Annotated in this window: 17 protein-coding genes; 9 read left to right on the top strand and 8 right to left on the bottom strand. The window is 68.4% G+C overall.

The window, feature by feature from the left end; translation table 11 throughout:
• Positions 1 to 105: 105 nt before the first annotated feature.
• The 7 genes from Ssi02_RS17080 to Ssi02_RS17050 all read left to right on the top strand — a co-directional run bounded on the left by Ssi02_RS17080 (position 106) and on the right by Ssi02_RS17050 (position 8,151).
• The gene (locus tag Ssi02_RS17080; protein ID WP_204026672.1) at positions 106 to 1,527 is read left to right on the top strand and encodes a sugar transferase; all 1,422 of its coding nucleotides are present in this window, start codon (positions 106 to 108) and stop codon (positions 1,525 to 1,527) included.
• Positions 1,527 to 2,291: a 3'(2'),5'-bisphosphate nucleotidase CysQ gene (locus tag Ssi02_RS17075; RefSeq protein ID WP_204026554.1), complete on the top strand. Its 765-nt coding sequence runs from the start codon at positions 1,527 to 1,529 to the stop codon at positions 2,289 to 2,291. The genes Ssi02_RS17080 and Ssi02_RS17075 overlap by 1 nt, the downstream gene beginning before the upstream one ends.
• 123 nt (positions 2,292 to 2,414) lie before the next feature.
• Positions 2,415 to 3,329, top strand: a complete 915-nt coding sequence (cysD, locus tag Ssi02_RS17070; RefSeq protein WP_204026552.1) for a sulfate adenylyltransferase subunit CysD — start codon at positions 2,415 to 2,417, stop codon at positions 3,327 to 3,329.
• A 63-nt stretch (positions 3,330 to 3,392) separates the two neighbouring features.
• Entirely contained in the window at positions 3,393 to 4,655 is a 1,263-nt protein-coding gene (gene cysN / locus Ssi02_RS17065; RefSeq protein ID WP_204026550.1) for a sulfate adenylyltransferase subunit CysN, read from the top strand.
• 436 nt (positions 4,656 to 5,091) lie between these two features.
• A complete protein-coding gene (locus Ssi02_RS17060) occupies positions 5,092 to 6,189 on the top strand; it encodes a sulfotransferase (protein ID WP_204026548.1) in 1,098 nt (365 codons plus the stop codon).
• The gene (locus Ssi02_RS17055) at positions 6,186 to 7,148 is read left to right on the top strand and encodes a glycosyltransferase family A protein (protein ID WP_204026547.1); all 963 of its coding nucleotides are present in this window, start codon (positions 6,186 to 6,188) and stop codon (positions 7,146 to 7,148) included. Before Ssi02_RS17060 ends, Ssi02_RS17055 begins: the two co-directional genes overlap by 4 nt.
• Positions 7,149 to 7,287: 139 nt before the next feature.
• A complete protein-coding gene (locus Ssi02_RS17050) occupies positions 7,288 to 8,151 on the top strand; it encodes a WecB/TagA/CpsF family glycosyltransferase (protein WP_204026671.1) in 864 nt (287 codons plus the stop codon).
• A 7-nt stretch (positions 8,152 to 8,158) separates the two neighbouring features.
• Here the strand turns inward: Ssi02_RS17050 and Ssi02_RS17045 are convergent, their stop codons facing one another.
• The 5 genes from Ssi02_RS17045 to Ssi02_RS17030 form a co-directional block, all read right to left on the bottom strand.
• Positions 8,159 to 9,451, bottom strand: a complete 1,293-nt coding sequence (locus Ssi02_RS17045; RefSeq protein ID WP_239128980.1) for an O-antigen ligase family protein — start codon at positions 9,449 to 9,451, stop codon at positions 8,159 to 8,161.
• A gap of 116 nt (positions 9,452 to 9,567) precedes the next feature.
• Positions 9,568 to 10,917: a YveK family protein gene (locus Ssi02_RS38755; RefSeq protein ID WP_239128979.1), complete on the bottom strand. Its 1,350-nt coding sequence runs from the start codon at positions 10,915 to 10,917 to the stop codon at positions 9,568 to 9,570.
• A 224-nt stretch (positions 10,918 to 11,141) separates the two neighbouring features.
• Complete coding sequence (locus Ssi02_RS17040; RefSeq protein WP_204026545.1) at positions 11,142 to 12,551, bottom strand: lipopolysaccharide biosynthesis protein; 1,410 nt, start codon at positions 12,549 to 12,551, stop codon at positions 11,142 to 11,144.
• Complete coding sequence (locus tag Ssi02_RS17035; RefSeq protein WP_239128978.1) at positions 12,548 to 13,405, bottom strand: sulfotransferase; 858 nt, start codon at positions 13,403 to 13,405, stop codon at positions 12,548 to 12,550. Before Ssi02_RS17035 ends, Ssi02_RS17040 begins: the two co-directional genes overlap by 4 nt.
• Entirely contained in the window at positions 13,402 to 14,325 is a 924-nt protein-coding gene (locus Ssi02_RS17030) for a hypothetical protein (RefSeq protein WP_204026544.1), read from the bottom strand. Before Ssi02_RS17030 ends, Ssi02_RS17035 begins: the two co-directional genes overlap by 4 nt.
• 1,144 nt (positions 14,326 to 15,469) lie before the next feature.
• Here Ssi02_RS17030 and Ssi02_RS17025 point away from each other — a divergent pair.
• Positions 15,470 to 16,495: a glycoside hydrolase family 26 protein gene (locus Ssi02_RS17025; RefSeq protein WP_204026543.1), complete on the top strand. Its 1,026-nt coding sequence runs from the start codon at positions 15,470 to 15,472 to the stop codon at positions 16,493 to 16,495.
• Positions 16,496 to 16,607: 112 nt separating this feature from the next.
• Here the strand turns inward: Ssi02_RS17025 and Ssi02_RS17020 are convergent, their stop codons facing one another.
• The 3 genes from Ssi02_RS17020 to Ssi02_RS17010 form a co-directional block, all read right to left on the bottom strand.
• A complete protein-coding gene (locus Ssi02_RS17020) occupies positions 16,608 to 17,516 on the bottom strand; it encodes a sulfite exporter TauE/SafE family protein (RefSeq protein ID WP_204026542.1) in 909 nt (302 codons plus the stop codon).
• On the bottom strand, positions 17,513 to 18,742 hold the full coding sequence (cysC, locus tag Ssi02_RS17015; RefSeq protein WP_204026541.1) for an adenylyl-sulfate kinase: 1,230 nt from the start codon (positions 18,740 to 18,742) through the stop codon (positions 17,513 to 17,515). Before cysC ends, Ssi02_RS17020 begins: the two co-directional genes overlap by 4 nt.
• Positions 18,743 to 18,826: 84 nt before the next feature.
• Entirely contained in the window at positions 18,827 to 19,555 is a 729-nt protein-coding gene (locus Ssi02_RS17010; protein WP_204026539.1) for a class I SAM-dependent methyltransferase, read from the bottom strand.
• 159 nt (positions 19,556 to 19,714) lie between these two features.
• Between Ssi02_RS17010 and mfd the strand changes: the two genes are divergently transcribed.
• On the top strand, positions 19,715 to 23,236 hold the full coding sequence (gene mfd, locus Ssi02_RS17005) for a transcription-repair coupling factor (protein ID WP_204026537.1): 3,522 nt from the start codon (positions 19,715 to 19,717) through the stop codon (positions 23,234 to 23,236).
• The last annotated feature ends 10 nt before the right edge of the window (positions 23,237 to 23,246 follow it).

The following is a 23,246-nucleotide window of genomic DNA, read 5'->3' as shown; positions in this document are numbered from 1 at the left end:
CGCTCACTCCGCGTGGTCGACGTCGCTACCATTCCATGACTGTCTGTTTACGGATGGTTACACGGAGGGTGCGTGAGTGGTCGCGAGGGGGCGACGGCTGCCCGGGTGGCGGGCCGTCCCCAGTGGGAGACCGTCGCCGTCTCGCCGGGGTGGGTGCGGCGTTACCGGATTCAGGCCGTCTGGGTGGACGTCGTGTGTGCTCTGGCCGCCGGGCTGTTCGCGCTTTTCGCGAGGTTCGGGCAGGTCACTCCGTACGTCACGCCCTATGTGGTGATAAGCGGGTGCCTGCCGGTGATGTGGGTCTATGCACTCTCGCTCGGCCGGGTCTACGAGCCGAGGCTGATCGGGGTGGGGCCGGAGGAGTTCCGCCGGGTCCTGCGGTGCGGGGTCACGCTGACCGCCGCGACCGCCGTCGGGGCCTACATGACCAAGATCGAGGTGGCCCGGGGCTATGTGATCCTCGCGTTGCCGCTGGCCACGCTGCTGACGTTGCTCGCCAGATATGGCCTTCGCCGCATGTTGCACGGCAGACGGGCCAGGGGAGCCTGCATGCGCAGGGTGGTGGCGGCCGGCCACCGGGCGTCGGTCACCGAGATCGTGGAACGATTCCGGCGCGAGCGCTATCACGGCATGGAGATCGTGGCCGTCTGCCTGCCGGGGCACGAGCGTGGCGACGTGGCGGGTGTGCCCGTCGCCGGCGATTTCAGCGACCTGCCGCTCGTGGTTGAGCAGGAGCGGGCCGACACGGTGGCCGTGCTGGCCTGCCCCGAACTCGACGGGGTCGCGCTCAGGCGGCTCGCCTGGCGCCTGGAGCGCACGCACACCGAGCTTGTGGTGGCCCCGGCGCTGATGGAGGTGGCGGGGCCCCGCACAACGATCCGGCCCGTCGCCGGCTTGCCGCTCCTGCACGTCGAGCATCCGGAGCTCACCGGCGGCAGGCAATATGCCAAGAACGTCTTCGACAGATGTGTGGCGGCGTCCCTCCTCGTGGTGTTGTCGCCGCTGCTCGTCGGCCTCGCGCTCGCGGTGCGGGCCTCGGGAAGCGGCCCTGTGCTGTTTCGGCAGACGCGTGTCGGGAGGGATGGAATGTTGTTCACCATCTTCAAGTTCCGCACGATGCGCGAGGGGGCCGAGCGGCAACGCGTCGAATTGGTAAGTGACGACGACGGGGTGTTGTTTAAGATTCGGAACGATCCACGGGTGACGCCATTGGGGGCTTTCCTGCGGCGCCATTCCCTTGACGAGTTGCCGCAGTTGATTAATGTGCTTCTAGGCCACATGTCGCTGGTCGGGCCCCGTCCCCCTCTTCCCGAGGAGGTGGCACGTTACGGCGACGACGTGCGCAGGCGGCTGCTGGTGCGACCGGGCATGACGGGGTTGTGGCAAGTGAGTGGCCGGTCTGATCTCTCTTGGGAGGAATCGGTACGGTTGGACCTGCGTTACGTGGAGAATTGGTCTCTCATGATGGATCTTCAGATCCTGTGGAAGACTTGGTCGGCTGTCGCGCGGGGAGCAGGAGCATATTGATGGGCATTGAGGACGATCACAAACTCGCCCGGGATCTGGCGACGGAGGCGGGTGACAAATTGCTTGCCCTGCGCAAGGAGGTCGGATTCGATGATCCGACCGCTTTGCGGAAGGCGGGCGACCGTTCCTCGCACGTTTTCCTCGTCGAGTCGCTGCGGAGGCTGCGCCCCGAGGACCTGATCCTGTCGGAGGAGGCCACCCGGGAGGAGCGGTTCGACGCGCGCAGGCAGTCCGCCGACCGGGTGTGGATCGTCGACCCGCTGGACGGCACACGCGAGTTCGCCGAGGAGGGCCGGGCCGACTGGGCCGTGCACGTGGCGCTGTGGCAGCGGGGCGAGCTCGTCGCCGGCGCCGTGGCGCTGCCCGCGCAGGGCCGCACGCTGTTCACCGGGAACCCGCCGACCCTCCCCACCGCCCCCGAGGGGCCGGTGCGCATCGCGGTCAGCCGCACCAGGCCGCCGGAGTTCGTGCAGCGGCTCGCCCAGGAGATCGGCGGCGTGCTTGTGCCGATCGGCTCGGCGGGCGCGAAGATCTGTGCGGTGCTGACCGGTGAGGTCGAGGCATATGTCCACGCCGGTGGGCAATACGAGTGGGACTCGGCCGCGCCGGTGGCCGTCGCCCAGGCCGCGGGGGCGCACGCGAGCCGTGTCGACGGCTCTGTGCTGGCCTACAACCAGGTTGACCCCTCACTGCCGGATATCCTGGTTTCCCTACCGGAGCTGGCGCCAACGTTGCTCGCCGGAATCCGCGACCGGCGTCAATGATCCAGGTCCCCCTGGCGCCGCCGGTCCGGGCGGGTGACGTGCCTCACCCGGTCGCCACGCGGCCCGGTGGCCCAAGGTCCGCGAAGCCGGCGCAAGCGCTCTGAGATCACCCAGGAGAAGCAGATGCTCCAGTGCGACTACACCACGTCGCAGCTTGACGTCCTCGAGGCCGAGGCGATCCACATCATGCGTGAGGTCGCCGCGGAGTTCGAGCGCCCCGTGTTGTTGTTCTCCGGGGGCAAGGACTCGATCGTGATGCTGCGCATCGCGGAGAAGGCGTTCTGGCCCGCGCCCATCCCCTTTCCCCTCATGCACGTGGACACCGGGCACAACTTCTCCGAGGTGATCGACTACCGCGACCGGCGCGCCGCCGAGCTCGGCGCTCGGCTCGTGGTCGCCTCGGTGCAGGACTCGATCGACGCGGGCCGCGTCGTCGAGGAGACGGGCCGCCGCGCGAGCCGCAACCGGCTGCAGACCACCACCTTGCTCGACGCGATCGAGGAGCACGAGTTCGACGCCGTCTTCGGCGGGGCTCGCCGCGACGAGGAGAAGGCCAGGGCCAAGGAGCGGGTGTTCTCCTTCCGCGACGAGTTCGGCCAGTGGGACCCGAAGAACCAGCGCCCCGAGCTCTGGAACCTCTACAACGCGAAGATCCGCAAGGGTGAGCACATCCGCGTCTTCCCGCTGTCCAACTGGACCGAGCTCGACGTGTGGGACTACATCAGGCGTGAGGGTATCGAGATCCCGTCCATCTACTACGCACACACCCGCAAGGTGTTCGAGCGTGACGGCATGCTCCTGGCCGACCACCCGGTGACCAACCGGGGCGACGACGAGCCGGTCTTCGAGACGGTCGTGCGTTATCGCACGGTGGGCGACATATCCTGCACCGGGGCCGTGCAGTCCGCCGCCGCGACCGTCGAGGAGATCATCACGGAGATCGCGGCCACCCGCATCACCGAGCGCGGTGCCACCCGCGCCGACGACCGCTCTTCGGAGGCGGCGATGGAGGACCGTAAGCGTGAGGGGTACTTCTAGCATGTCCCGTGACATTCCTCACATTCCCCCCTTCGCCCGACCTCACCTTGGAGATCTGTTCTGATGGACATCCTGCGGTTCGCCACAGCCGGATCCGTCGACGATGGCAAGTCGACCCTCATCGGACGGCTGCTCTACGACTCCAAGGCGATCTTCGAAGACCAGCTTGAGGCGGTCGAGCGCACCAGCCGCGACCGCGGCACCGAATACACCGACCTGTCGCTCCTCACCGACGGGCTGCGCGCGGAGCGCGAGCAGGGCATCACCATCGACGTGGCCTACCGCTATTTCGCGACGCCCAAGCGCAAGTTCATCATCGCCGACACACCCGGCCACATTCAGTACACCCGCAACATGGTCACCGGCGCCTCCACCGCCGACCTCGCGATCGTGCTGATCGACGCACGCAAGGGCGTGCTGGAGCAGTCCCGCCGGCACGCGTTCCTCACCTCGCTGCTGCGTGTCCCCCACCTGGTGCTCGCGGTCAACAAGATGGACCTCGTCGACTACTCGCAGGAGCGGTTCGAGGAAATCCGTGAGGAGTTCACCGCGTTCGCGGCGAAACTTAACGTCACCGACCTCACGTTCATCCCGATCTCGGCGCTCCACGGCGACAACGTCGTCTCCCGCTCGGAGAACACCCCCTGGTATCAAGGCACCTCCCTCCTGCACCACCTGGAGAACGTGCACATCGCCTCCGACCGCAACCTGGTCGACGTGCGTTTCCCCGTGCAATATGTGATCCGCCCGCACAACGCCACCGACCCCGGCCTGCACGACTACCGCGGTTATGCCGGACAGGTCTACGGCGGCGTGCTCAAGCCGGGTGACGAGGTGCTCCACCTGCCCTCCGGGCTCACCAGCCGCATCTCCTCCATCGACACCTTCGACGGGCCCGTCACCGAGGCGTTCCCTCCCATGTCGGTGACGATCCGCCTTGAAGACGACATCGACATCTCCCGCGGCGACATGATCTGCCGGCCCAACAACAAGCCGCAGGTCGCCCAGGAGGTCGAGGCGATGGTGTGCTGGATGTCGGAGGCGGCCAAACTCGCCCCTCGCACCAAGCTGACCATCAAGCACACGACACGCACGGCTCGGGCGCTTGTGCGTGACCTGCATTACCGTCTCGACGTCAACACCCTGCACCGGGACGAGTCGGCGTCCGCGCTCAGTCTTAACGAGATCGGGCGGGTGTCGTTGCGCATCACTCAGCCGATGTTCGTGGACGACTATGCTCGCAACCGGCTTACCGGGGGGTTCATCTTGATCGATGAGGCCACCCACAGCACGGTTGGGGCGGGGATGATTCTCGAGTCTCGATAGCCCGCGATACCTGATTTCTGCGCCGCCCGGCACTCCTGACGTCGGTCAGGGGGCCGGGCGGCGCTGTTTTTATGGCCCGGCTTCTTACGGCCCGGCCTTTTACGGCACAGCTTTTACGGCCCGGCTTACACACCCCAGCTCTTACGGCCCGCCTTTTACGGCCCAGCTTTTTTACGGCACAGCCGTCCGCCGGCCGGTGGAGTGGTCGGCCGCCCGATGTCCTCAGGCTGAGGATCGTTGCGAAGCTCGGGTGTGACGGCAGCCGAGGTCCGCATCGATGCCCGGGGAAGACACCCGGCCAAGTGCCGTGGCGGCGGTGAATCGGGCGGTAGCCGTACGGACCTTTGGTAGATCATTTAGCTTTCGTTGGCAGCGATGTGACTCTCCGCGCTAGCGTCGATACATTCCGTGTCCGCGACTTTGGGGAGCCGTGCTCGTGACCACCGTCATGTCGTCCGCACGGGTGATCTTCCTGGGCGGTCTGGGGCGCAGCGGCACCACCCTGCTGGAACGCATGCTGGGGGAGATGCCGGGAGTGCTCGCCCTGGGGGAGGTGGTGCACCTTTGGGCCAGGGGAGTGCTCGCCGACGAGAAGTGCGGCTGCGGAGAGGCGTTCAGCTTGTGTGAGCATTGGCGCAGCGTCGGTGAGCATGCCTTCGGACGGTGGTCCTGCGAGCTCGCCGAGCGGGTGACCGAGCTGCGCGAGCGGGTCGACCGCACCCGGCACATCCCCGCCCTGGCTCGTCAGTTGTGGCGGGTCGGCCGCAGTGGGCCGTCGTTTGAGCCCCGCTTTGAGGCGTGTTCTGAGCCGCGCTCCGAGCCCCGTTTCGAGCCGCGCTTCGAGCCGCGCCGTGCCCGGTCTGTTCCACCGGGCCGGGGCACTCGGCGCATCGGCCGGGCCGCGCCCCCCTGGGAAAGCAACCCCGACCTGGCGGAATATGCCGACATCCACAACCGGCTCTACAGCGCGGCGAGCATGGTCTCCGGGTGTCCCGTCGTGGTCGACTCCAGCAAACACGCCTCGTTGGCGTTCTGCCTGGCCGTCGGCGGGGTCGACCTGCATGTGGTGCAGGTCGTGCGCGATCCGCGGGCCGTCGCCCATTCCTGGTGCCGCAGGGTCGCGAGGCCCGAGGACGGCAGCCTGATGACACGCTGGGCGCCGGCACGCACCTCCGTGCACTGGGGGGTGGAGCACCTCGCCCTCGAACTACTCGCCCGGTGTGGGGTGCCGGTGACCCGCGTGCGCTACGAAGACCTGCTCGACGCCCCTCGCGACACGGTGAGCGGCCTCGCCACAGCCCTCGGTCTGCCCCGCAGGCTGGATTTCCTTGACGACTCCGAGCCCCGCCTGTCGGTGCGCCTGTCGGTGGCCCACACCGCCTCAGGCAATCCCATGCGCTTCACCGTCGGCCGCCTGCCGCTCACGCGCGACGACCGATGGCGCACCGGCCTGTTAGACCGCCACCGCCGCACGGTGACCGCGCTGACGTGGCCGCTGATGGCCCGCTACGGCTATGTCGAGGATGCGGCATGAGCCTTTCCGCGGGGGTGGTGATCCCTACGGTGGGCGACCGTCCCGACCAGCTCACCCGGGCTTTGCGGTCCGTGCTTGACCAGGTCTATCCGGGCCGGGTCGAGGTGATCGTGGTCGTCGACGGCGGCGAGGTTTCCACAGTCGCCCGGCACGTGGCCGACGTGATCGCGCCGTCCTGTCCGGCTGCGCCGTACTCCGCGGGTTCGGCTGTGGGGGTGGCGTGCCCGGCCGGGCTCGTGCGTGTGCTGCCCAATCGGCGGGGGGCGGGTGTGGCCGGCGCTCGCAATACGGGCATCGCGGCGTTGTCCACCGAGCTTGTGGCGTTCTGCGACGACGACGACGAGTGGCTGCCCGGCAAACTGAGCGCACAGGTGTTGGCGTTGACCGCCCGGGAGGGGGCGGAGTTCGTGAGTTGTGCCATCGAGGTGGTTTACGGCTCACGCAGGGTTCCCCGCCTGGCCGGCACGGCGAACGTCACCGCAGGCGACCTGGCGCGGTCGCGCATGATGATGGTGCACTCTTCGACGTTCGTGTTCCGGAGGGGTGCCCTGTGGGTGGATGAGAGCGCTCCCGCCGCCCAGAACGAAGACTGGGACCTCGCCCTTCGCGCCGCCAAACGGCGGAACATCGTGCATGTGGACACACCGCTTGTGCGGGTCCACTGGGGCACGTCGCACTATGTGGCGCGATGGGCCGATCGCATCGCCGGGCTTGAGTGGATGCTCGCCCGGCATCCAGAACTGGCCGTAGATCCGCGCGGCGCGGCGCGGATCTACGGTCAGCTCGCCTTCCACCACGCGGCCCTCGGTCACCGCCGCGCGGCCGGCAGGTGGGCCTGGCGGGCCTTCACCACCCGTAGGGGTGAGCCGAGAGCACCGATAGCACTCGCGGTGGCGGCACGCCTGATCCCGGCACGGGTCGTACTCAACCTGCTCCACACCTGCGGGCGTGGGATCTGATGGTGCATCCGGGTTTGGTCTCTGGGCGGCCTCTCGCGGAGGGAACGCGGCGTGACTGTCCACAGCCTGGGGATGCCGGGCGGCTGGTGGGCCTGTGGGGCGTTCTTCAGCTGTTCCGCATCTGTGGGAGTGGTGTGTGATGCGGCCACTGCGGTCCGCGCACGTGCGTCTTGATCCGGGTCTGGTGCCTAAGCAGCGTCCGTCCGAGGACGCGCAGCGTTCCTGCCCGCAGCCTGTGGAAGTCAGGCGGGTGGCGGTGGCGGGTCTGTGGGTGGACGCCCTTACGGAGCGGCAGGTGGTCGCGCGGGTCATGGAGGCGTTGGAGGCCGGGCGGGGTGGCCACATCGTGACGCCCAACGTCGACATCTGCCGGGCCGCGGCACGGGACACGGGTGCGCGGGAGGTGGTGGCGTCGGCGGACGTCGTGGTGGCCGACGGCATGCCGCTGGTGTGGGCGAGCAAACTGCTGGGCACCCCGCTGCCCGAGCGGGTGACGGGGGCCGATCTCCTGTGGTCGTTGTCCGAGGCCGCGGCCGCCCACGGGATGCCTGTCTACCTCCTTGGCGGTCCGGAGGGGGTGGCCGCGCGTGCGGCGGAGGTGCTGCGGGAGCGGGTGCCGGGGGTGCGGGTGGCGGGGGTGGCGGCTCCGCCGTATGGGTTCGAGCGTTCCGCGGGTGGAGTGGCGGAGGTGCGGGAGGCTTTGACGGCTGCCGGGCCGCGAGTGGTGTTCGTGGGGTTGGGGTTCCCCAAGCAGGACCGGCTGATCGCCGAGCTGCGACCGCACATGCCGGGTGTCTGGTTTATGGGGTGCGGGGCGGCGATCACGTTCGCCGCGGGGGTTGTACGGCGGGCGCCGGAATGGATGCGCCGGGCTGGGTTGGAGTGGTTGTTCCGGCTGCTCAGCGAGCCGGGGCGGCTGGCGCGGCGCTACCTGGTGGATGATCTGCCGTTCGCCGCCCGCCTGATGGTGACGTGCCTGCTGCGGCGCGGCTTCACGAGGTAGAAGTCGTTTAGGGGACCTCTCGGGTCAGAGAGTTGCGCCACAGGAGAGCGAACGAGATCAGGTAAAGGCTGATGGGTGTGATCAGGCCGTCGTAGATGAACATGTAGAAGAGCACCAGGATCATGACAAGGACGCCGGCCAGGCCGATCGGGCTGCGGTCCTTCCAATAGCGGCGGATCGCCCCAAGGAAGAAGACGATGTAGAGAGCCGCCCCGCTGAACCCCTGCGCGATCATCAGATGCCAGAGTTGCCCGTCGCTGCCCATCGGCGGATGCCCGCACGCCGCACACCACGAGGTCTTGCCCGTCGTGATGGAACGGCGGCCCCCTTCGGCGTTGCGGGTGTTGCCATATCCGATGACCGGTGAATGCGCCGCCGCCGCGATGGTGGAGGAGATGGTGAACGCACGGATGTTGTTGCTATGCGGCTTGTCCAGGCGGTTGGTGACCACGTTGTGCAGCGGCGTCAGGAGAAACACCAGCACCCCGCAGACGGCCAACCCGCACAACACCACCCGCGCCCGGCCCCGCAACCGGACAGCCAGGTAGGCCACACTCAGGCCGAGACCGATCCACAGGCCACGATTGAGCGAGTAGACCACCGGGATGGCGGCCAGCGCCAGCACGCCCAACGCCAGGGCTTTCCGCCGGGCTCCGCCGTACGCCCACCAACCCACCACGAACCAGACCAGCAGCACCGACAGATTGCCACCCCAGGCGTTGGCCCACTCGAACGGCGCCTCGGGTCTCGGCAGTGCATATCCGAGCACCCACTGGGTTTGTGCGGCGGTCGGGTGGATCAAATTGCGGACGAATGAGTTGTCGCTGATCCAGTGCGGCAGTACGAGCTCCACCGGTGAGGTGAACTCGAACCACGGGGCGGCGACGCCGAGCAGGCCGCCGGCCACCGTCGTGATGAAGAGTGCTCCCATCCATCGGACGAGGGTGGCCTGAGGGAGTTCACGTTCGCTGAGGTTGCCCAGGTAAAGCACGGTGATCAGGGCCGATACGTAGAGCAGCAGACGCATCGTGTAGCCGATGAAGCGACCTGGCCCGATCTCCACATAAGCGCCAGGAGGCGTTTCGGCCAGCATGACCGCCGATATGGCGTAGCAGGCGAGGAACAGGAGCCACCAGCCGAACCCCGGCGGCAACCGGAGCGGTCGCCGCCGCCACAACGCCACCGCCATCGGGACCGCCACCACGATCGCCGACAGCCCGCCGAAGCCCAGCGCCCACCACAGGGGATAACCGACCAGCAGCGCACAGGCGGGCCAAGCCGCTATCCACGGAGATTTCACGACACGCTCCTGTCGTCGGCCGAGGCCAGGAGCGGGAGGGTGCGGTACGGCGGAGGCGAGGTTGTTCGGGGTGGTGAGAAGGGCGTCGTCGGGTATGGCAGGAGCGGTGTCATTTGTTATACGCGCGCTTTGGGGATCTTCTCGTTGTGGTGGACCGGGCGGGCCCAGTCGGTTGCGGCCCGTGAGGTGCGCACCGGGGGGCGGGAGGCGAGCAGGTCGGCGCCGATCAGAACGGTGCCGATCACGGTCACTTTGTGGCGGGTCAGGTGGCGCGTCGCGGCAGTGACGTCGGTGGAGCGGGTTACGTGTTGGGTCACCAGCAGGACCGCCGCGTCCGCGCGGGCGAGGTCGCCCACGTCGCTGCCCCCGAGCACGGAGAGCGGAGCCGAGCGGCCGAGGGCCTCGGCGAGGGAGTCGACCAAGGGGGCTGGGGCTGGGGCCCGCGGCGGCGTGTAGAGCAGGATGTGGCCGCTTGGGCATGCGGCCACCAGCCACGAGGCCAGCTCGCTCATCGGACCGGCCGGGAAGCCCGCGAGTGCTCCAGAGACCGGCCCGGCGCCGAGGATGTCAGGGCTCGGCCCAGGGCGGCCGGTGAAGGACGTCAGGACCGGGAGTGAGGTCAGCCGTTCGACGTCGGCGGCACTTCGCAGCCGGGTGTCGAGCCGGTCGCGGAGGGTGGCCGCCGCGGCGCCGGTCAGCAGGCCGATCATGAGCCCGCTGCCCAGGTTGAGCGGGAGACTGGGGAAACTCGGGGCTTCGGGAACGCTCGCACCGCCGATCAGCTTGCCCGGTGTGACCACGACCGTCTTCAGTTCGTCGTAGCGCAGGGTCACCGCCCTCAACTGCCGCGACCGGGTGGCCTGCTCCCCGGTGGCGAGGCTGTGCTCCGCCGAACCGCGGGGGATATCCGCCAAGGCGGTCGCGCCTCTGGCGAGGCTGCCCAGGACCTGCCGGCGTTTGCTCATAAGAGCCTTGAGCTGGGCGTTGAGCGTCTCGGTGGCGGTCGCGGCCCGATGGGAGAGATAAGCCTGGGCGAAGGCGTTGGCCTGGGCGGCCGCCGTCTCGGGCCATGGGGTGGTGGCGGAGATGGACAACACGGCGGAGTTGGGCGGGACGGACACGTCGATCAGTGGCGGCTCGCTCGCGTGACCGGCTGTACCGAGGGTGCGCATGGCTTGCTCGGTGACCACGGTCGACTGTGCGATCTGGGATTCGGTGTCGAGGTTGAGCGGTTCGCGCTGGCGGTTGGAGAGCTGGTTGAACTGGTCTTGCACACCGGTCGGGGTGACGAGGACCTGCGCGGTCGCGGTGAAGGCGGGGGTGGCGAATCGTGTGATCGCGACACCGCCGGTGAAGCCGGCGGCCAGGCACAGTAAAAGGATCGCCCATCGCCTGCGGAGCAGGCCCAGACAGTCGCTGAGAGCGTCGGAGGAAGTGCGTGTGGCGATGTCCTGCGGTAGGCGCATGAAGGTGAAATCCCTCTCGGCCGGGCGAGCGCTGGACTCTCCAGTACGACGCTTTACTTTGCGGGCTCGTTAACTATATGACCCTTTCCTGATGTGGGCTGGGACTAACGGAAACTTCTATCGTATTAGTCAGTCTCAGAGAAATCCATAAAACCGATTAAGTGCATGCTTGTCCATGGATTATATGTAGGCGGCGATATTTCCGATCTGTGATTGTGGAACCTTCAGTCCCGCCCGGGGCGTATGCCGTACAGGCGGCGGATGTGGAGCAGCGGCAGCACGTTCTTCACCAGCATCCCGCCCGCCCAGCCAAGTGCGGCGCCGAGGGCATGGTGGGTTGGGACAAGTAAAAGGTCCAGCATGACCGTTGTGGCGAGGGCAAGAAGAAGATTGACCATGCTTGAGGTGGTATGCCCTGCGGATATCAGCACGATATCCGCCATGCCACAGGCGGTGGCCAGCATCATCGTGATGGCGAGTACATAGGCGACAGATGTCCCCATTGTGTAATCCGGCCCGAATAGGCGAAGCATATGCGGAGCGAAAGCCGCATATCCCAGCCAGATCGGCCAGGTCAGCAACACGAGCCATCGGGTGCACCTCTGATAGATCGCCCGTGCTTCTGGCAGGTCGCCGCCCGCGAGTGCACGTGCGAGCCTCGGCTGAGCGGCCTGCGCCAGCCCGCGTCCCGCGAGTTGTCCCACGACCTTGAAGCGTGTCGCCGCCGTATAGATCGCCGCCTCCACCGGCCCCGCCAATGCCGCCACGATCGTGATGTCGACGCGCTGGAAGATCGCCTGAGCCGCGTTCGCCACCGCGCGTGGCCCTGTGTGCCGCCACATCTCACGCATGGCCTGCCGTCGTAGCTCGCGCCGGACTCCAACGAATCCGGATTTGCGCCTGACAAGCACCACCCCTGCCAGAGCCACAACGACGTACGGCACAGCCCAGGCGGCCGGGAGCCACGCCGCCTGGCCGTTCGCCGCGGCCATAGACGCCAGGGCCACCTGACCGAAGGGCAGGGCCAGGCCCTCGAGCAGCACTGTCGCGCCCGTCGTCCCCCACCCTCTGGTGGCGGCGACCAGAATGTCGGCACACACGACGAACGGAAGGACAAGTGCGAAGATCGTGAAGTGCGGCGCCGCATGGACGACCGCCAAGGTCAACGGCACAGTGACACAGCAGGACAACACCAACGGCGGGAGCAGAGCTGCCTGCAGATGCGCCGCTTGTAGGTGGGGTGCCGGATAAGTCGCTCGACAGGCAGTGCCGACCTGGTTGCCCGGCACGGAGTCGGCCGGCGTGAGCACGTCAGCGCCGAGCGCTTCCCCGGACGGTGCACCCGATTGACGCGGCACCCCCGTCGACCGTATGGCCAGGAAATGCACCACCCCAGGGCCCGCGTCCAGTTTGAGGATCTCGGCCACCGTGAGGGTGATCGCCACAGCGGTGAAATATTTCCCGGCCTCCGCCGGGCTGAAGCCGCGGGTCGTCACCACGACCATCACGAACTGCGCGAGCCCATTCGCACCCGCCCCCAGCAACCCTGCCGCGCCGGCGAGCGTCAACCCGCCTCGCTCCGGGGCACCGGGGTCGATCTGGCGGTTGCCGTATAGTCGCGGCGACCATCTCATCCGCGCCACGAAGGGGGCGCCCCCAGCCATGGGGTGAGCTGTGCATCCCACTGCTCGAAATGCTCGTAGAGAGAGTCACGCAGGGAAGCGGGCAACTCCGCACGTCTCGGTCGTGCGTTATGCCGGGCGAACACCGGTGGGCATCCGAAATGGGGGAGTCCGAGGAAGGCGAGCACCCTGTCGTAGGTGGACTCGGGGTCGGCGAAGAACCGATGGCTGTCGATGACCAGCACGCGGTCGCGGCCGATCAAGGGCTCAAGCCGCGCCAGCTGCTGCGCGTAGCACCCGCGCGCAAGGTAGGCGTGGTGCCGGTGGGAGTGGCTGCTGGAGTGGGGCGAGGCGCGGAGGTGCTCCGTCGTGCCGGCGAGCCGCTTGGGCTCCAGCGCCACCGCGCGCTCGAAGGACGGCTCGGTCTCGAAGCCCCTCGCCAGCTCGTGCGCGTGGGCCGATTGTGCGCGTTCGACCGGGTCCCGGACGAGGACGAGCATCTTGACCCCCGGCACCTCCCAGGCGATGCGGTCGGCGGCCAGTGGGTGGAAGAGGTAGTAGGGCGAGGACTCAAACGCCTGCGGGCGTATGCCGTATCTCCGCTGAAGTCTGGCTGCCGTGGTCGTCAGCGGGAAATGCGCGCGATACCAGCTCAACCCCTTGTCGTAGTGCATGTCGAAGTAGTGCACGCCTTTGTGTAAGACGGGTTTGAGGATCAGCGGATGTTGCGCCAGAGCCCGATAGAGGGAGGTGGTGCCGCACCGCTGAGCACCGGCGATCACGAATGACGGCAACATCCGCTGACCGGAGGTGAGCCGTCCCACGGCAAGTGAGACGGCGTGCAGCGAACGCTTCAGAGATCTCACAGATAGCCCTCCTGCCGGTCCACGAGCGGGGTGAGCCAGCTTTGCGGCGGTCCAAGCGGCTCGTAACCTTCGTCGGCGTGCCGCCGGGCAAGGGTGATGAGGTAGTGCAGGGCGGTGTTCCTGGCCTCGGAGGCGGTCACGTCGTATGGCGCGAGCACGCGCACCGCCTGAACCAGCACGGACTCGGCCGCCACCTGGGGAGGCATGCGCTGGAGGGCACGCTGGAAGAAGTGATGCAGCTCGTCGACGCCGAGCGGCACGTCGGTGTCGAAACGTTCCCAATCCCAGACGAGCAGCCGCCCGTCCGGGCCCGCCGCGAAGTTCCACGGGGAGAAGTCGCCGTGCCATGACCAGCCCGCACCACGAAGTCGCCCGACCTCCGCGATCTCCTTGACGGCGCGCACACGCAGGGCTGTGCCCGGCCGGGAACGGAACCTGCGGACGGGGAGAGGGGACAGGGCGAGCACCTCAAGGCCGCGCCAGGTGCCGTGGTAGAGCACTGAGGGGACCGTCACGGCGGAGAGCGTGGCGTAACTCAGCATGTGCAGGGTGGTGGCCTCGGCGCGCACAAGCTCCGCCGTCAGGGCCGTGTCGCCGATCTTGACGAAGGCGATGCGGCTGCCATGCCCGTCGTAGACCTCAAGGACAGGCTTGCGGTTGGCCCGCCGCGCCGACCGCACGTGGAAATCGATGCGCACCGATGTGCCGAGCACCTCCGCGAGATGGCTCGCGATCGTGTCGTCCCCGACCGGAATGCCGGTCGGCCTGCCGAACGGCAGGTGCCACCAGCGGCGGGGCACAAGCCGCCGGGGGACCGAGGAATGAGGCAGGAGCGTGTGCGGGTGGTTGGGGCCCGGCTCCGGGAAAAGCAGGTCGAGCGTCTGTGAAAGATAGGAAAGGCGGCTATGTGCGTCGTTCATGCGTATCTATCCTCGCGCTGCGAAATCACGCCATGAGAGGGGCGAACAAGGTCAGGTGGAGGTGGGCCGGGCCATTGCGGCTCAATTTATAAGGCAAGTCGGAGATCAGTGCGAGGACACAGGTAATCCCATATTGGTTGTCCCGGTAGGGGTGGATTGCGCTTGATCCCTCTCGGCCGATCGGGCGAGGGGCACATTCAAGCGCCATGCCTTACGTTGTGGGATGGCTCAACTATAAGGCCCGGGCCGATAGTCGTCTGCGACTTGGGTCTATTGTGGAGCGAAATCACGGCAAGAGTGTTCTACTCTCGGGGTAAATAGCTGGATTTTATGCAGGAGTCAGCGATAAAGCGGTTTTCCGTGTGAGATATCCACGTGTGCACGCAGATCTCCAGGGCATGGAGATACCTCCGCACTCATCCAGACGCGTACGGCATAGCCGACTTGTGCAAGGTTCCGTGGTCGGGGACGTGGGACGGACAGCGGTCACCGCAGGCCGTCGTCCCTGCCCCGTGAGCTGGGGAGTGCTTCTCCGTGACGGGCGCGGGCGCGGGGATCGCGGGTGAGGGAATGGACGGTTATCCGAATTGAGGGCACCGTTCATATAATTATCGGAGGTGTTCTCGCGGGGCGCCGCGGGTGCGCCAAGAATACCGGCCCTGCGGCCTGGAGGAAAATCAGTCGGCGTCGATGGATCTGCACTCGTAGAATGAGCCGATCGGGGGTGCGGAACAACCCAACAATAACTGATTCCGATATGTGCTCTCCGGGGGAACTTTCGCCGTCATCGCCACCTTTAAACGGTTAGGAGATCCGGCCTGCCCGCACAACGGCAAGATGAATTCCAAGAGAAGGTGACCCCGAAGTCGGTGACGCGGGACCGTCCGCTGGTGGCATGGTAGGACGTCGAGAAAGCGCGCAACGCAGCTGAGGGGAGCTGGGGCGGATGTTTCCATCGGGGTGGAAATCAATAATATCAACATCTATTCATTCATCCGTGACTAAAGCCTCACGGCCGACATCACGCCCGACGCCCCGGCGACCGACAACCGCCAAATCCCTCAAACAATCCCGGCAGGTCGCCGCGCTCGGTGTTCTCGGAGCCGTTGTGCTCGGCGGTTGCGGCGGAGGCGGCGAGGCTGCCATGCCGCCGTCGGCCGCGTCCCCGTCCACCCCCTCCCGGATTGTGCGGTCGCCCGCGGCGACGCCGGGTTGCCAGGTCACCGCCAGGCTCATCCCCTCATGCGGAGCCTGGTGGGGCATCGCTCCGGAGATCTCCGCCGATCGCGGGCCCCGTGCGGCCCTTGCCAGAGCCGAGCGCCGCATGCAGCGCCGGGCCGACATCGTGCACCTTTACCACCACGGGCCGGAGTTGTTCCCCACCGCCGAGGAGATCGCGCTTGCCCGTGATCCGGTGCGCCCTCGCCTCCTTTTCGTCAACTGGAAGCCGTCACTCCGCCACACCTGGGCCGACATCGCCGCCGGCGCGATAGATCGCCGCATCGACCGGCTGGCCGCGCACCTGCGCCGCACCTTTCCGGAGCGTTTCTTCCTCACCATCCACCACGAGCCCGAGAGCGACGTCGCCGCAAGGCCCGGCTCGGGCAAAACCGCCGAGGACTACGCCGCGATGTACCGCCATGTGGTGATGCGCCTCCGCCAGGCCGGGGTGAAGAGCGCGGTGACCGTGATGACCTACATGGGCACCCCCACCTGGGCGGCCAAGCCGTGGTTCGAACGCCTCTACCCCGGAGACGACGTCGTCGACTGGGTGGCCATCGACCCCTATGTCGACAAGCGTGTGCGTGACTTCGACGGGCTGATCAACAGAAAGCACACTAACCTGCCCAACTGGCCGGGCTTCTACCGCTGGATGCAGTGGCGCTTCCCCGGAAAGCCGATCATGATCGCCGAGTGGGGCGTCTTCGAGCGCCACGGCAGCCCCGCACTCAAGGAGCGCTTCTACTCGTCGGTCCGCGCCCAGATTCGCCACTATCCCCAGCTCAAGGCGCTCATCTACTTCGACTCCCGGCGCGCTCCCCGCGGCGACACCCGCTTCGACACCACCCGCCGCGGCGGCCGGGCCTTCAGCGACCTGGCCCGCGATCCATACTTCGCCCTCACCTCGCTGCCCTCCCCAACCCCGTCCCCGACCCGGCGCCTGAGCTGATGTCCGGGTTACGCAGGCTTCCGCCGTAGTCGGTGCCACGGGTGTTCCGAAGGCGGGTGCGGCAAAGCCCGCACAGCCGAGCCCGGCCTCAAAGACCGCGACCCAAGGTCCCTCACGGTGCGGGGTCGAGCTCCGGTGTGGGGTCGGCCTGGCGCGAGCGGGCGCGCTTGCGGACCGGCGGCCAGGCGATCGCGGCGGTCGCGACGGTGGCGGCGAGGATCCACAAGGTGGCCGCGTTGCCGACGCCAAGGAGCTTGAGCGCTGAGGCGAGCAACACAACCGCCAGCATGGCCCGGATGGCCCCCGCGGGAGCCCACGCCGAGACACGAGCCCCCAGATAGACCCCGGGAATGGACCCGATGAGCAGAGACGCCGTGACGTCGAGGTGGAAGTCCCCGAAGAGGAGGTGGCCGATCGCGGCCGAGCTGACGAGCGGCACGGCTTGGACAAGGTCGGTGCCGACGAGTTGGTTGGCCTTGAGCATGGGATAGAGGGCGAGGAGAGCCACGATGATGAGTGAGCCCGAGCCCACCGAGGAGATGCCCACCACCAGGCCCCCGACCATACCGACCAGTACAGTCGGAATCGGGCGCACGGTGATGTCGCTCACCTCGGCCCCGGTCACCCGCCCTTCTTCCCGCAAGGTCATCCACGCCTTGGTCACAAGGCCGATGACGGCGAGGAGGAGTGCGATCCCGAGTGCGGTCTTGACCGCCTGCTGCACCTGGGCGCCGTCGCCGAAGGCGCGGGCCACGAACACCCCGCAGAAGGCGGTGGGCACCGATCCCGCGCACAACCAGCCGACCAGCCGCATGTTGACGGTGCCGCGCCGCATGTGCACGAAGCCGCCGACGGGCTTCATGACGGCGGACGCGACGAGGTCGCTGGAGACGGCGGCGAGCGGCGGCACGTTGAAGAACAACATCATCATCGGCGTCATCAGCGCCCCGCCGCCCATGCCGGTGAGGCCGACGACGACGGCGACGAAGAACGATCCGATGATCAGTGGGATGTCGATCATCTGATCCACCCGCCGCCGACGAGGAGGTCGAGCACCCGCTCGACGGCCTTGTCGACCGGCAGGCCGGTCGTGTCGATCACCAGGTCGGCGTCGTCCGGCTCCTCATAGGGATCGGAGATGCCGGTGAACTCCGGAATCAGCCCGGCTCTGGCCTTGGCGTAGAGGCCCTTGCGGTCGCGCCGTTCGCATTCGGCGAGGGGGGTGGCGACGTGCACAAGCACGAAGTCGGCCCCCACCTCCTCCACCATGTGCCGCACCTCGGCGCGGGTGGCGGCATATGGCGCGATGGGCGCGCAGACGGCGAGCCCGCCGTGGCGGGCGATCTCGGCGGCCACGAAGCCGATGCGCCGGATGTTGAGGTCGCGGTCGGCCTTTCCGAAGGTGAGTCCCGCCGACAGCAGGCGGCGCACCACGTCGCCGTCGAGGTAGGTGAGGGCGCGCCCGCCGCGTTCCAGCAGCGCGTCGCGCAGGCCGCGGGCGATCGTGGACTTGCCGGAGCCGGAAAGGCCGGTGAAGAAGACCACGAGTCCCCGCCGGTGGGGCGGGCCGGGCAGGGTGACGGGTTCGGGGCCGGCCATGTGCTCGGCCGCGCCGTACGCCTCGGCGATGTGCTCGCGCAGCTCCAGATCGACGGAGAGCTCCCGCGGGGCGAGCGGCACCACGGCCACCTGAGTGCCGTCGGGGAGCTTCTCCTTGGCGGCGAGCGCGGCGCGCACGACGGCGGGCCCGCTTTCGCCGAAGGCGAGGGGGAGGAGCAGGATGGTGGCTGAGAGTTCCTCGGCGGTCGCGGTGATCTCGGTGAGGTCGTCGAGGGGGCCGCGCATGGTGACGGCGAGCACGGTGTGCCCGGCGAGGATGCTCCGCATCCTGGCGGGAGGTGTGCGCAGCCGGGCGAAGGGGCCGTGTTCGGCGCTGCCCGCCGCCTCGACGGGCCCGGCGACGGTGCCGTCGCCGGCGCGTTCGGTCACGGTGAGCACGGCGAGAGCCGCGCCCTCTGGGTCACGCAGCGTGACCTGGTCGCCGGGTGCCGCGGGGTGCTCGCCGGGGAGCGTCAGGGTGATCGGGGCCGGCCAGGGGGTGCCGTCGGCCAGGCGGCCGCGCTCATGCACGCTGTCGACGTCGGCCGGGCCGAGGAAACCGGTCAGCGGGTGCAGCGCGCCGGCGAGCAGCAGCTCAAGGTCGGCGAGCTCCCGAGGGTCGGGGGTCCACTCCAGGTGCGCCGTCATCTGCTCCCACATTTCCGATCGACTAAGTCGGATATGCCACTTTACATGAGGGTGGGGCGGTGATTTAAGCCCGCATGTGCCATCTCAGATGAGACGGGCGAAGTGGTCTTGCGGTTTGCGGATCACCATCACGATCTCGTCATGTTCGAGCGAGAGCCGCCCCCGTGACAACTTATGCGCCAGCAGGCACATGGCCCGCGCGGTGCCGGCCCGCCTGCCGTGCAGGGCGGGGCCGCCGACGGCGGTGAGTTCGTCGGTGACCAGCAGGCCGCGGGTCAGGCAGTAGGTGCGCATGCCCTCACGGGCGGTGATCGGCTCGTAGACCGCCGGCAGCGGCCCCACCGCCCCCTTGGGCGCGAACCTCGGCCACAGCAGCCGCCGCAGCCAGAAGGGCGCGACCCGGGCGCAGAACCCGTAGGCCGAGTCGCGGTCGCGCATGCGCACGAAGATCAGGCCTCCCGGGCGCAAGCCGTTCAGTATGCGGTCGAGGACCAGTTCGGTGTGGTGGATGCGCTCTAGCAGGAAGGCCGCGTGCACGATGTCGAACGAGCGCGGCGGGATAGGCACTGAGCGCAGGTCGCCGAGGGCCCAGTGCGCCAGGTTCTCGTCGGCGGCGATCCGCTCCCGCAGGGGAGGGTGGTCCTCGTCGACGCCGCTCACGCGGTCTTCGGCGCGCTCGGAGAGGGATTGTCCGTGCCCGCCCAGCCCGGCCACGAGGATGTCGAGCCGTCTGCCTAGCTGCTCTGTGCGGTGTTCGCGCAAGCGCTGCCGGAAAATTTCGCCTTTGGCGGCGATCGACCAAACCTCAGACATGTGACCCAGCGTAGTCAGACATGCGCGATCGGTAGTGGATATCGCGCATGGGTCCTCGCGAGGGAGGGCTCTGGTGCAAGTAGCCTTGGGGAGTACCCCGGCGATGTTCGTGTTCCGGGGTCTTCGTTGTCGCCGTCGTGGGGCTGTGGGCGTTTCAAAATGACCCTTTCCGGACTTCTTACACCTGTCGTGGCCGATGCGGGGTTGGGGCCCCTGCTCGAAGCCGTGCGCGCCGGTGATGGCACCGATGTCGCGCTGGTGGCGCCCGCCTCTCTGCGGCCCTTCGCCGTGGCCGCGCTGTCCCGGCACGGCGGTGCGGCCGGCCCTCGCCCCGTGCTCGCCGTGACCGCGACCGGCAGGGAGGCCGAGGACCTCGTCGCCGGGCTCACCGACCTGCTCGACCCGGGCACCGTCGCGGTCTTCCCCGCGTGGGAGACGCTGCCGCACGAGCGGCTGTCGCCGCGCAGCGACACCGTCGGCCAGCGCCTCGCGGTGCTGCGCCGCCTCGCCCACCCGATTGAGGGCGACGCCACGGCCGGGCCGCTGCATGTGGTGGTGGCCCCGGTGCGCGCGTTGCTCCAGCCCATCGTCGCCGGGCTCGGCGACCTGCACCCGGTGCGTCTGCGGGCCGGCGATGACGCCGACCTCGACGATGTCGTGTCGCGCCTCGTGGTCAACGGCTACCACCGCGTCGACATGGTGGAAAAGCGCGGTGAGGTCGCCGTGCGCGGCGGCCTGCTCGACGTGTTCCCGCCCACGGAGGAGCACCCGCTGCGCCTTGAGTTCTGGGGCGACTCCATCGAGGAGGTCCGCTGGTTCAAGGTGGCCGACCAGCGGTCACTCGAGGTCGCCGCCGACGGCCTGTTCGCCGCGCCCTGCCGCGAGCTGCTCCTCACCGACGACGTGCGCCGGCGCGCACGAGAGCTGGCCGAGGCCCACCCGGCGCTGGCGGAGATCCTCGACCAGCTCGCCGACGGTGTGCCGGTGGAGGGCATGGAGGCGTTCGCCCCTGTCCTCGCCGGCGAGATGGACCTGCTGATCGACCACCTGCCCGCAGGGGCCGCGGTGTTCGTGTGCGACCCCGAGCGCATCCGCGGCCGGGCCGAGGAGCTGGTGCGCACGAGCCAGGAGTTCCTGGAGGCGTCGTGGATCAACGCGGCGGCCGGCGGCGCCGCCCCGATCGACCTCGGCGCGGCGGCGTTCCGCTCGCTTGAGGAGGTCCGCGAGCACGCCGGGGCGCTCGGCCAGCCGTGGTGGACGATCGCGCCGTTCGCCGACCTCGCCGAGGGGCTGCGGCTCAAGGCCCACGAGGCCGAGTCCTACCGCGGCGACACCCAGCGCGCGCTCGGCGACATCAAGGGCTGGCTCGGCGACGGCCGGGCGATCGTGCTGCTCAGTGAGGGCCCCGGCCCGGCCGAGCGCATGGTGGAGCTGCTTAAGGGCGTCGACGTGCCGGCGCGGCTGGTGCCCGAGCTCGACGTGGCCCCGGGCGCGAGGGTCGTGCACGTCACGCGGGGCCGCCTTGAGCACGGTTTCGTCACCGGCTCGCTGGCCGTGCTGACCCACCTCGACCTCGTCGGCCAGAAGGCCTCGACGAAGGACATGCGCCGCCTGCCCGCGCGGCGGCGCAACGTGGTCGACCCGCTCCAGCTCAAGGTGGGCGACCACGTCGTGCACGAGCAGCACGGCGTGGGCCGCTACATCGAGATGGCGCAGCGCACAGTGCAGGGCGCCACCCGCGAATACCTCGTGATCGAATACGCCAAGGGCGACAGGCTCTACGTGCCGACCGACACACTCGACGAGGTCACCCGCTATGTCGGCGGCGAGGCCCCGACGCTCAACCGCATGGGCGGTGCCGACTGGGCGAAGGCCAAGTCGCGGGCGAAGAAGGCGGTCAAGGAGATCGCCGGGGAGCTCATCCGGCTCTACAGCGCCCGCATGGCCTCCCCCGGCCACCCCTTCGGGGCCGACACCCCTTGGCAGCGCGAGATGGAGGACGCCTTCCCCTACGCCGAGACCGGCGATCAGCTCGCCGCCATCGACGAGGTCAAGCAGGACATGGAGCGTGCCGTCCCGATGGACCGCCTGGTCTGCGGCGACGTCGGCTACGGCAAGACCGAGATCGCGGTGCGGGCGGCGTTCAAGGCGGTGCAGGACGGCAAGCAGGTGGCGGTGCTGGTGCCGACGACGCTGCTTGTGCAGCAGCACATGTCCACGTTCGGCGAGCGGTTCGCGAGTTTCCCGGTCACCGTCAAGGCCGTGTCCCGGTTCCAGACCGACGCCGAGGTGAAGGAGACCCTGGAGGGGCTGCGCGCCGGTGCGGTCGACGCGGTCATCGGCACCCACCGTCTGCTCTCGCCGGAGGTCCGCTTCCGCGACCTCGGGCTCATCATCATCGACGAGGAGCAGCGGTTCGGCGTCGAGCACAAGGAGGCCATGAAGCACCTGCGCACGCAGGTCGACGTGCTCGCCATGTCGGCGACGCCGATCCCGCGCACGCTGGAGATGGGCCTGACCGGCATCCGGGAGATGTCGACGATCCTCACCCCGCCCGAGGAGCGGCACCCGATCCTCACCTTCGTCGGCCCCTACGACGAGAAGCAGATCTCCGCCGCGGTGCGCCGCGAGCTGATGCGGGACGGCCAGGTGTTCTTCGTCCACAACCGGGTGGCCTCGATCAACAAGGTGGCGGCCAGGCTCGCCGAGCTGGTGCCCGAGGCCAAGATCGCCGTGGCGCACGGCCGCATGAACGAAAACCAGCTTGAGAAGATCATGGTGGACTTCTGGGAGCGCGAGTTCGACGTGCTCGTGTCCACCACGATCGTCGAGTCGGGCCTCGACGTGCCCAACGCCAACACGCTGATCGTGGACCGCGCCGACAATTACGGCCTGTCCCAGCTCCACCAGCTTCGCGGCCGCGTGGGCCGCGGCCGGGAGCGCGGCTATGCCTACTTCCTCTACCCGCCGGAGAAGCCGCTCACCGAGACGGCCCACGAGCGCCTCGCCACGATCGCCCAGCACACCGAGATGGGCGCAGGCATGTATGTCGCGATGAAGGACCTGGAGATCCGCGGCGCCGGCAACATCCTCGGGGCCGAGCAGTCGGGCCACATCGCGGGCGTCGGCTTCGATCTCTATGTGCGCATGATGGCCGAGGCCGTGCAGGAGCAGAAGGCCAAGCTCAACGGCGAGGAGGTCGCCGAGGAGCGGCCAGACGTCAAGGTGGAGCTGCCGGTCAACGCCCACATCCCGCACGACTACGTGACCTCCGAGCGGCTGCGCCTGGAGGCCTACCGCCGCATCGCGCTCGTCGCCTCGCAGGACGATCTCGCCGCGGTGCGCGAGGAGCTGACCGACCGCTACGGCAGGCCGCCGGTGCCGGTCGACAATCTGCTGGAGGTCGCGCGTTTCCGGGTGCGGGCCCGCAAGGCGGGACTCACCGATGTCACACTCCAGGGGCAGCAGATCAAGTTCGCCCCGGCGAAGTTGCGCGAGTCTCAGCAGGTGCGGCTCCAGCGGCTCTACAAGAGTGCCCTCTACAAGAGTGCGCTCGACACCCTCCTGGTGCCCGTGCCGAAGACGAAACCGCTGGGCGGACAACCCCTGCGCGACCTGGACCTGCTCAAATGGTGCGGTGATCTGGTCGAGGCCCTCTTCCTCGAACCGATCGTGAAATAGACCGCCTTGA

Source organism: Sinosporangium siamense, assembly GCF_016863435.1.
GTDB lineage: Bacteria > Actinomycetota > Actinomycetes > Streptosporangiales > Streptosporangiaceae > Sinosporangium > Sinosporangium siamense.
The sequence above is the reverse complement of the archived record's forward strand: the minus strand, read 5'-3'. Positions and strand labels throughout refer to the sequence as shown.

Coding starts and splice junctions, on each gene's coding strand:
- mfd (WP_204026537.1), top strand. CDS start 19,715: ATGACCCTTTCCGGACTTCTTACACCTGTCGTGGCCGATGCGGGGTTG.
- Ssi02_RS17025 (WP_204026543.1), top strand. CDS start 15,470: ATGCCGCCGTCGGCCGCGTCCCCGTCCACCCCCTCCCGGATTGTGCGG.
- Ssi02_RS17075 (WP_204026554.1), top strand. CDS start 1,527: ATGGGCATTGAGGACGATCACAAACTCGCCCGGGATCTGGCGACGGAG.
- Ssi02_RS38755 (WP_239128979.1), bottom strand. CDS start 10,917: ATGCGCCTACCGCAGGACATCGCCACACGCACTTCCTCCGACGCTCTC.
- Ssi02_RS17055 (WP_204026547.1), top strand. CDS start 6,186: ATGAGCCTTTCCGCGGGGGTGGTGATCCCTACGGTGGGCGACCGTCCC.
- cysD (WP_204026552.1), top strand. CDS start 2,415: ATGCTCCAGTGCGACTACACCACGTCGCAGCTTGACGTCCTCGAGGCC.
- Ssi02_RS17050 (WP_204026671.1), top strand. CDS start 7,288: ATGCGGCCACTGCGGTCCGCGCACGTGCGTCTTGATCCGGGTCTGGTG.
- Ssi02_RS17040 (WP_204026545.1), bottom strand. CDS start 12,551: ATGAGATGGTCGCCGCGACTATACGGCAACCGCCAGATCGACCCCGGT.
- Ssi02_RS17030 (WP_204026544.1), bottom strand. CDS start 14,325: ATGAACGACGCACATAGCCGCCTTTCCTATCTTTCACAGACGCTCGAC.
- Ssi02_RS17020 (WP_204026542.1), bottom strand. CDS start 17,516: ATGATCGACATCCCACTGATCATCGGATCGTTCTTCGTCGCCGTCGTC.
- cysN (WP_204026550.1), top strand. CDS start 3,393: ATGGACATCCTGCGGTTCGCCACAGCCGGATCCGTCGACGATGGCAAG.
- Ssi02_RS17010 (WP_204026539.1), bottom strand. CDS start 19,555: ATGTCTGAGGTTTGGTCGATCGCCGCCAAAGGCGAAATTTTCCGGCAG.
- cysC (WP_204026541.1), bottom strand. CDS start 18,742: ATGACGGCGCACCTGGAGTGGACCCCCGACCCTCGGGAGCTCGCCGAC.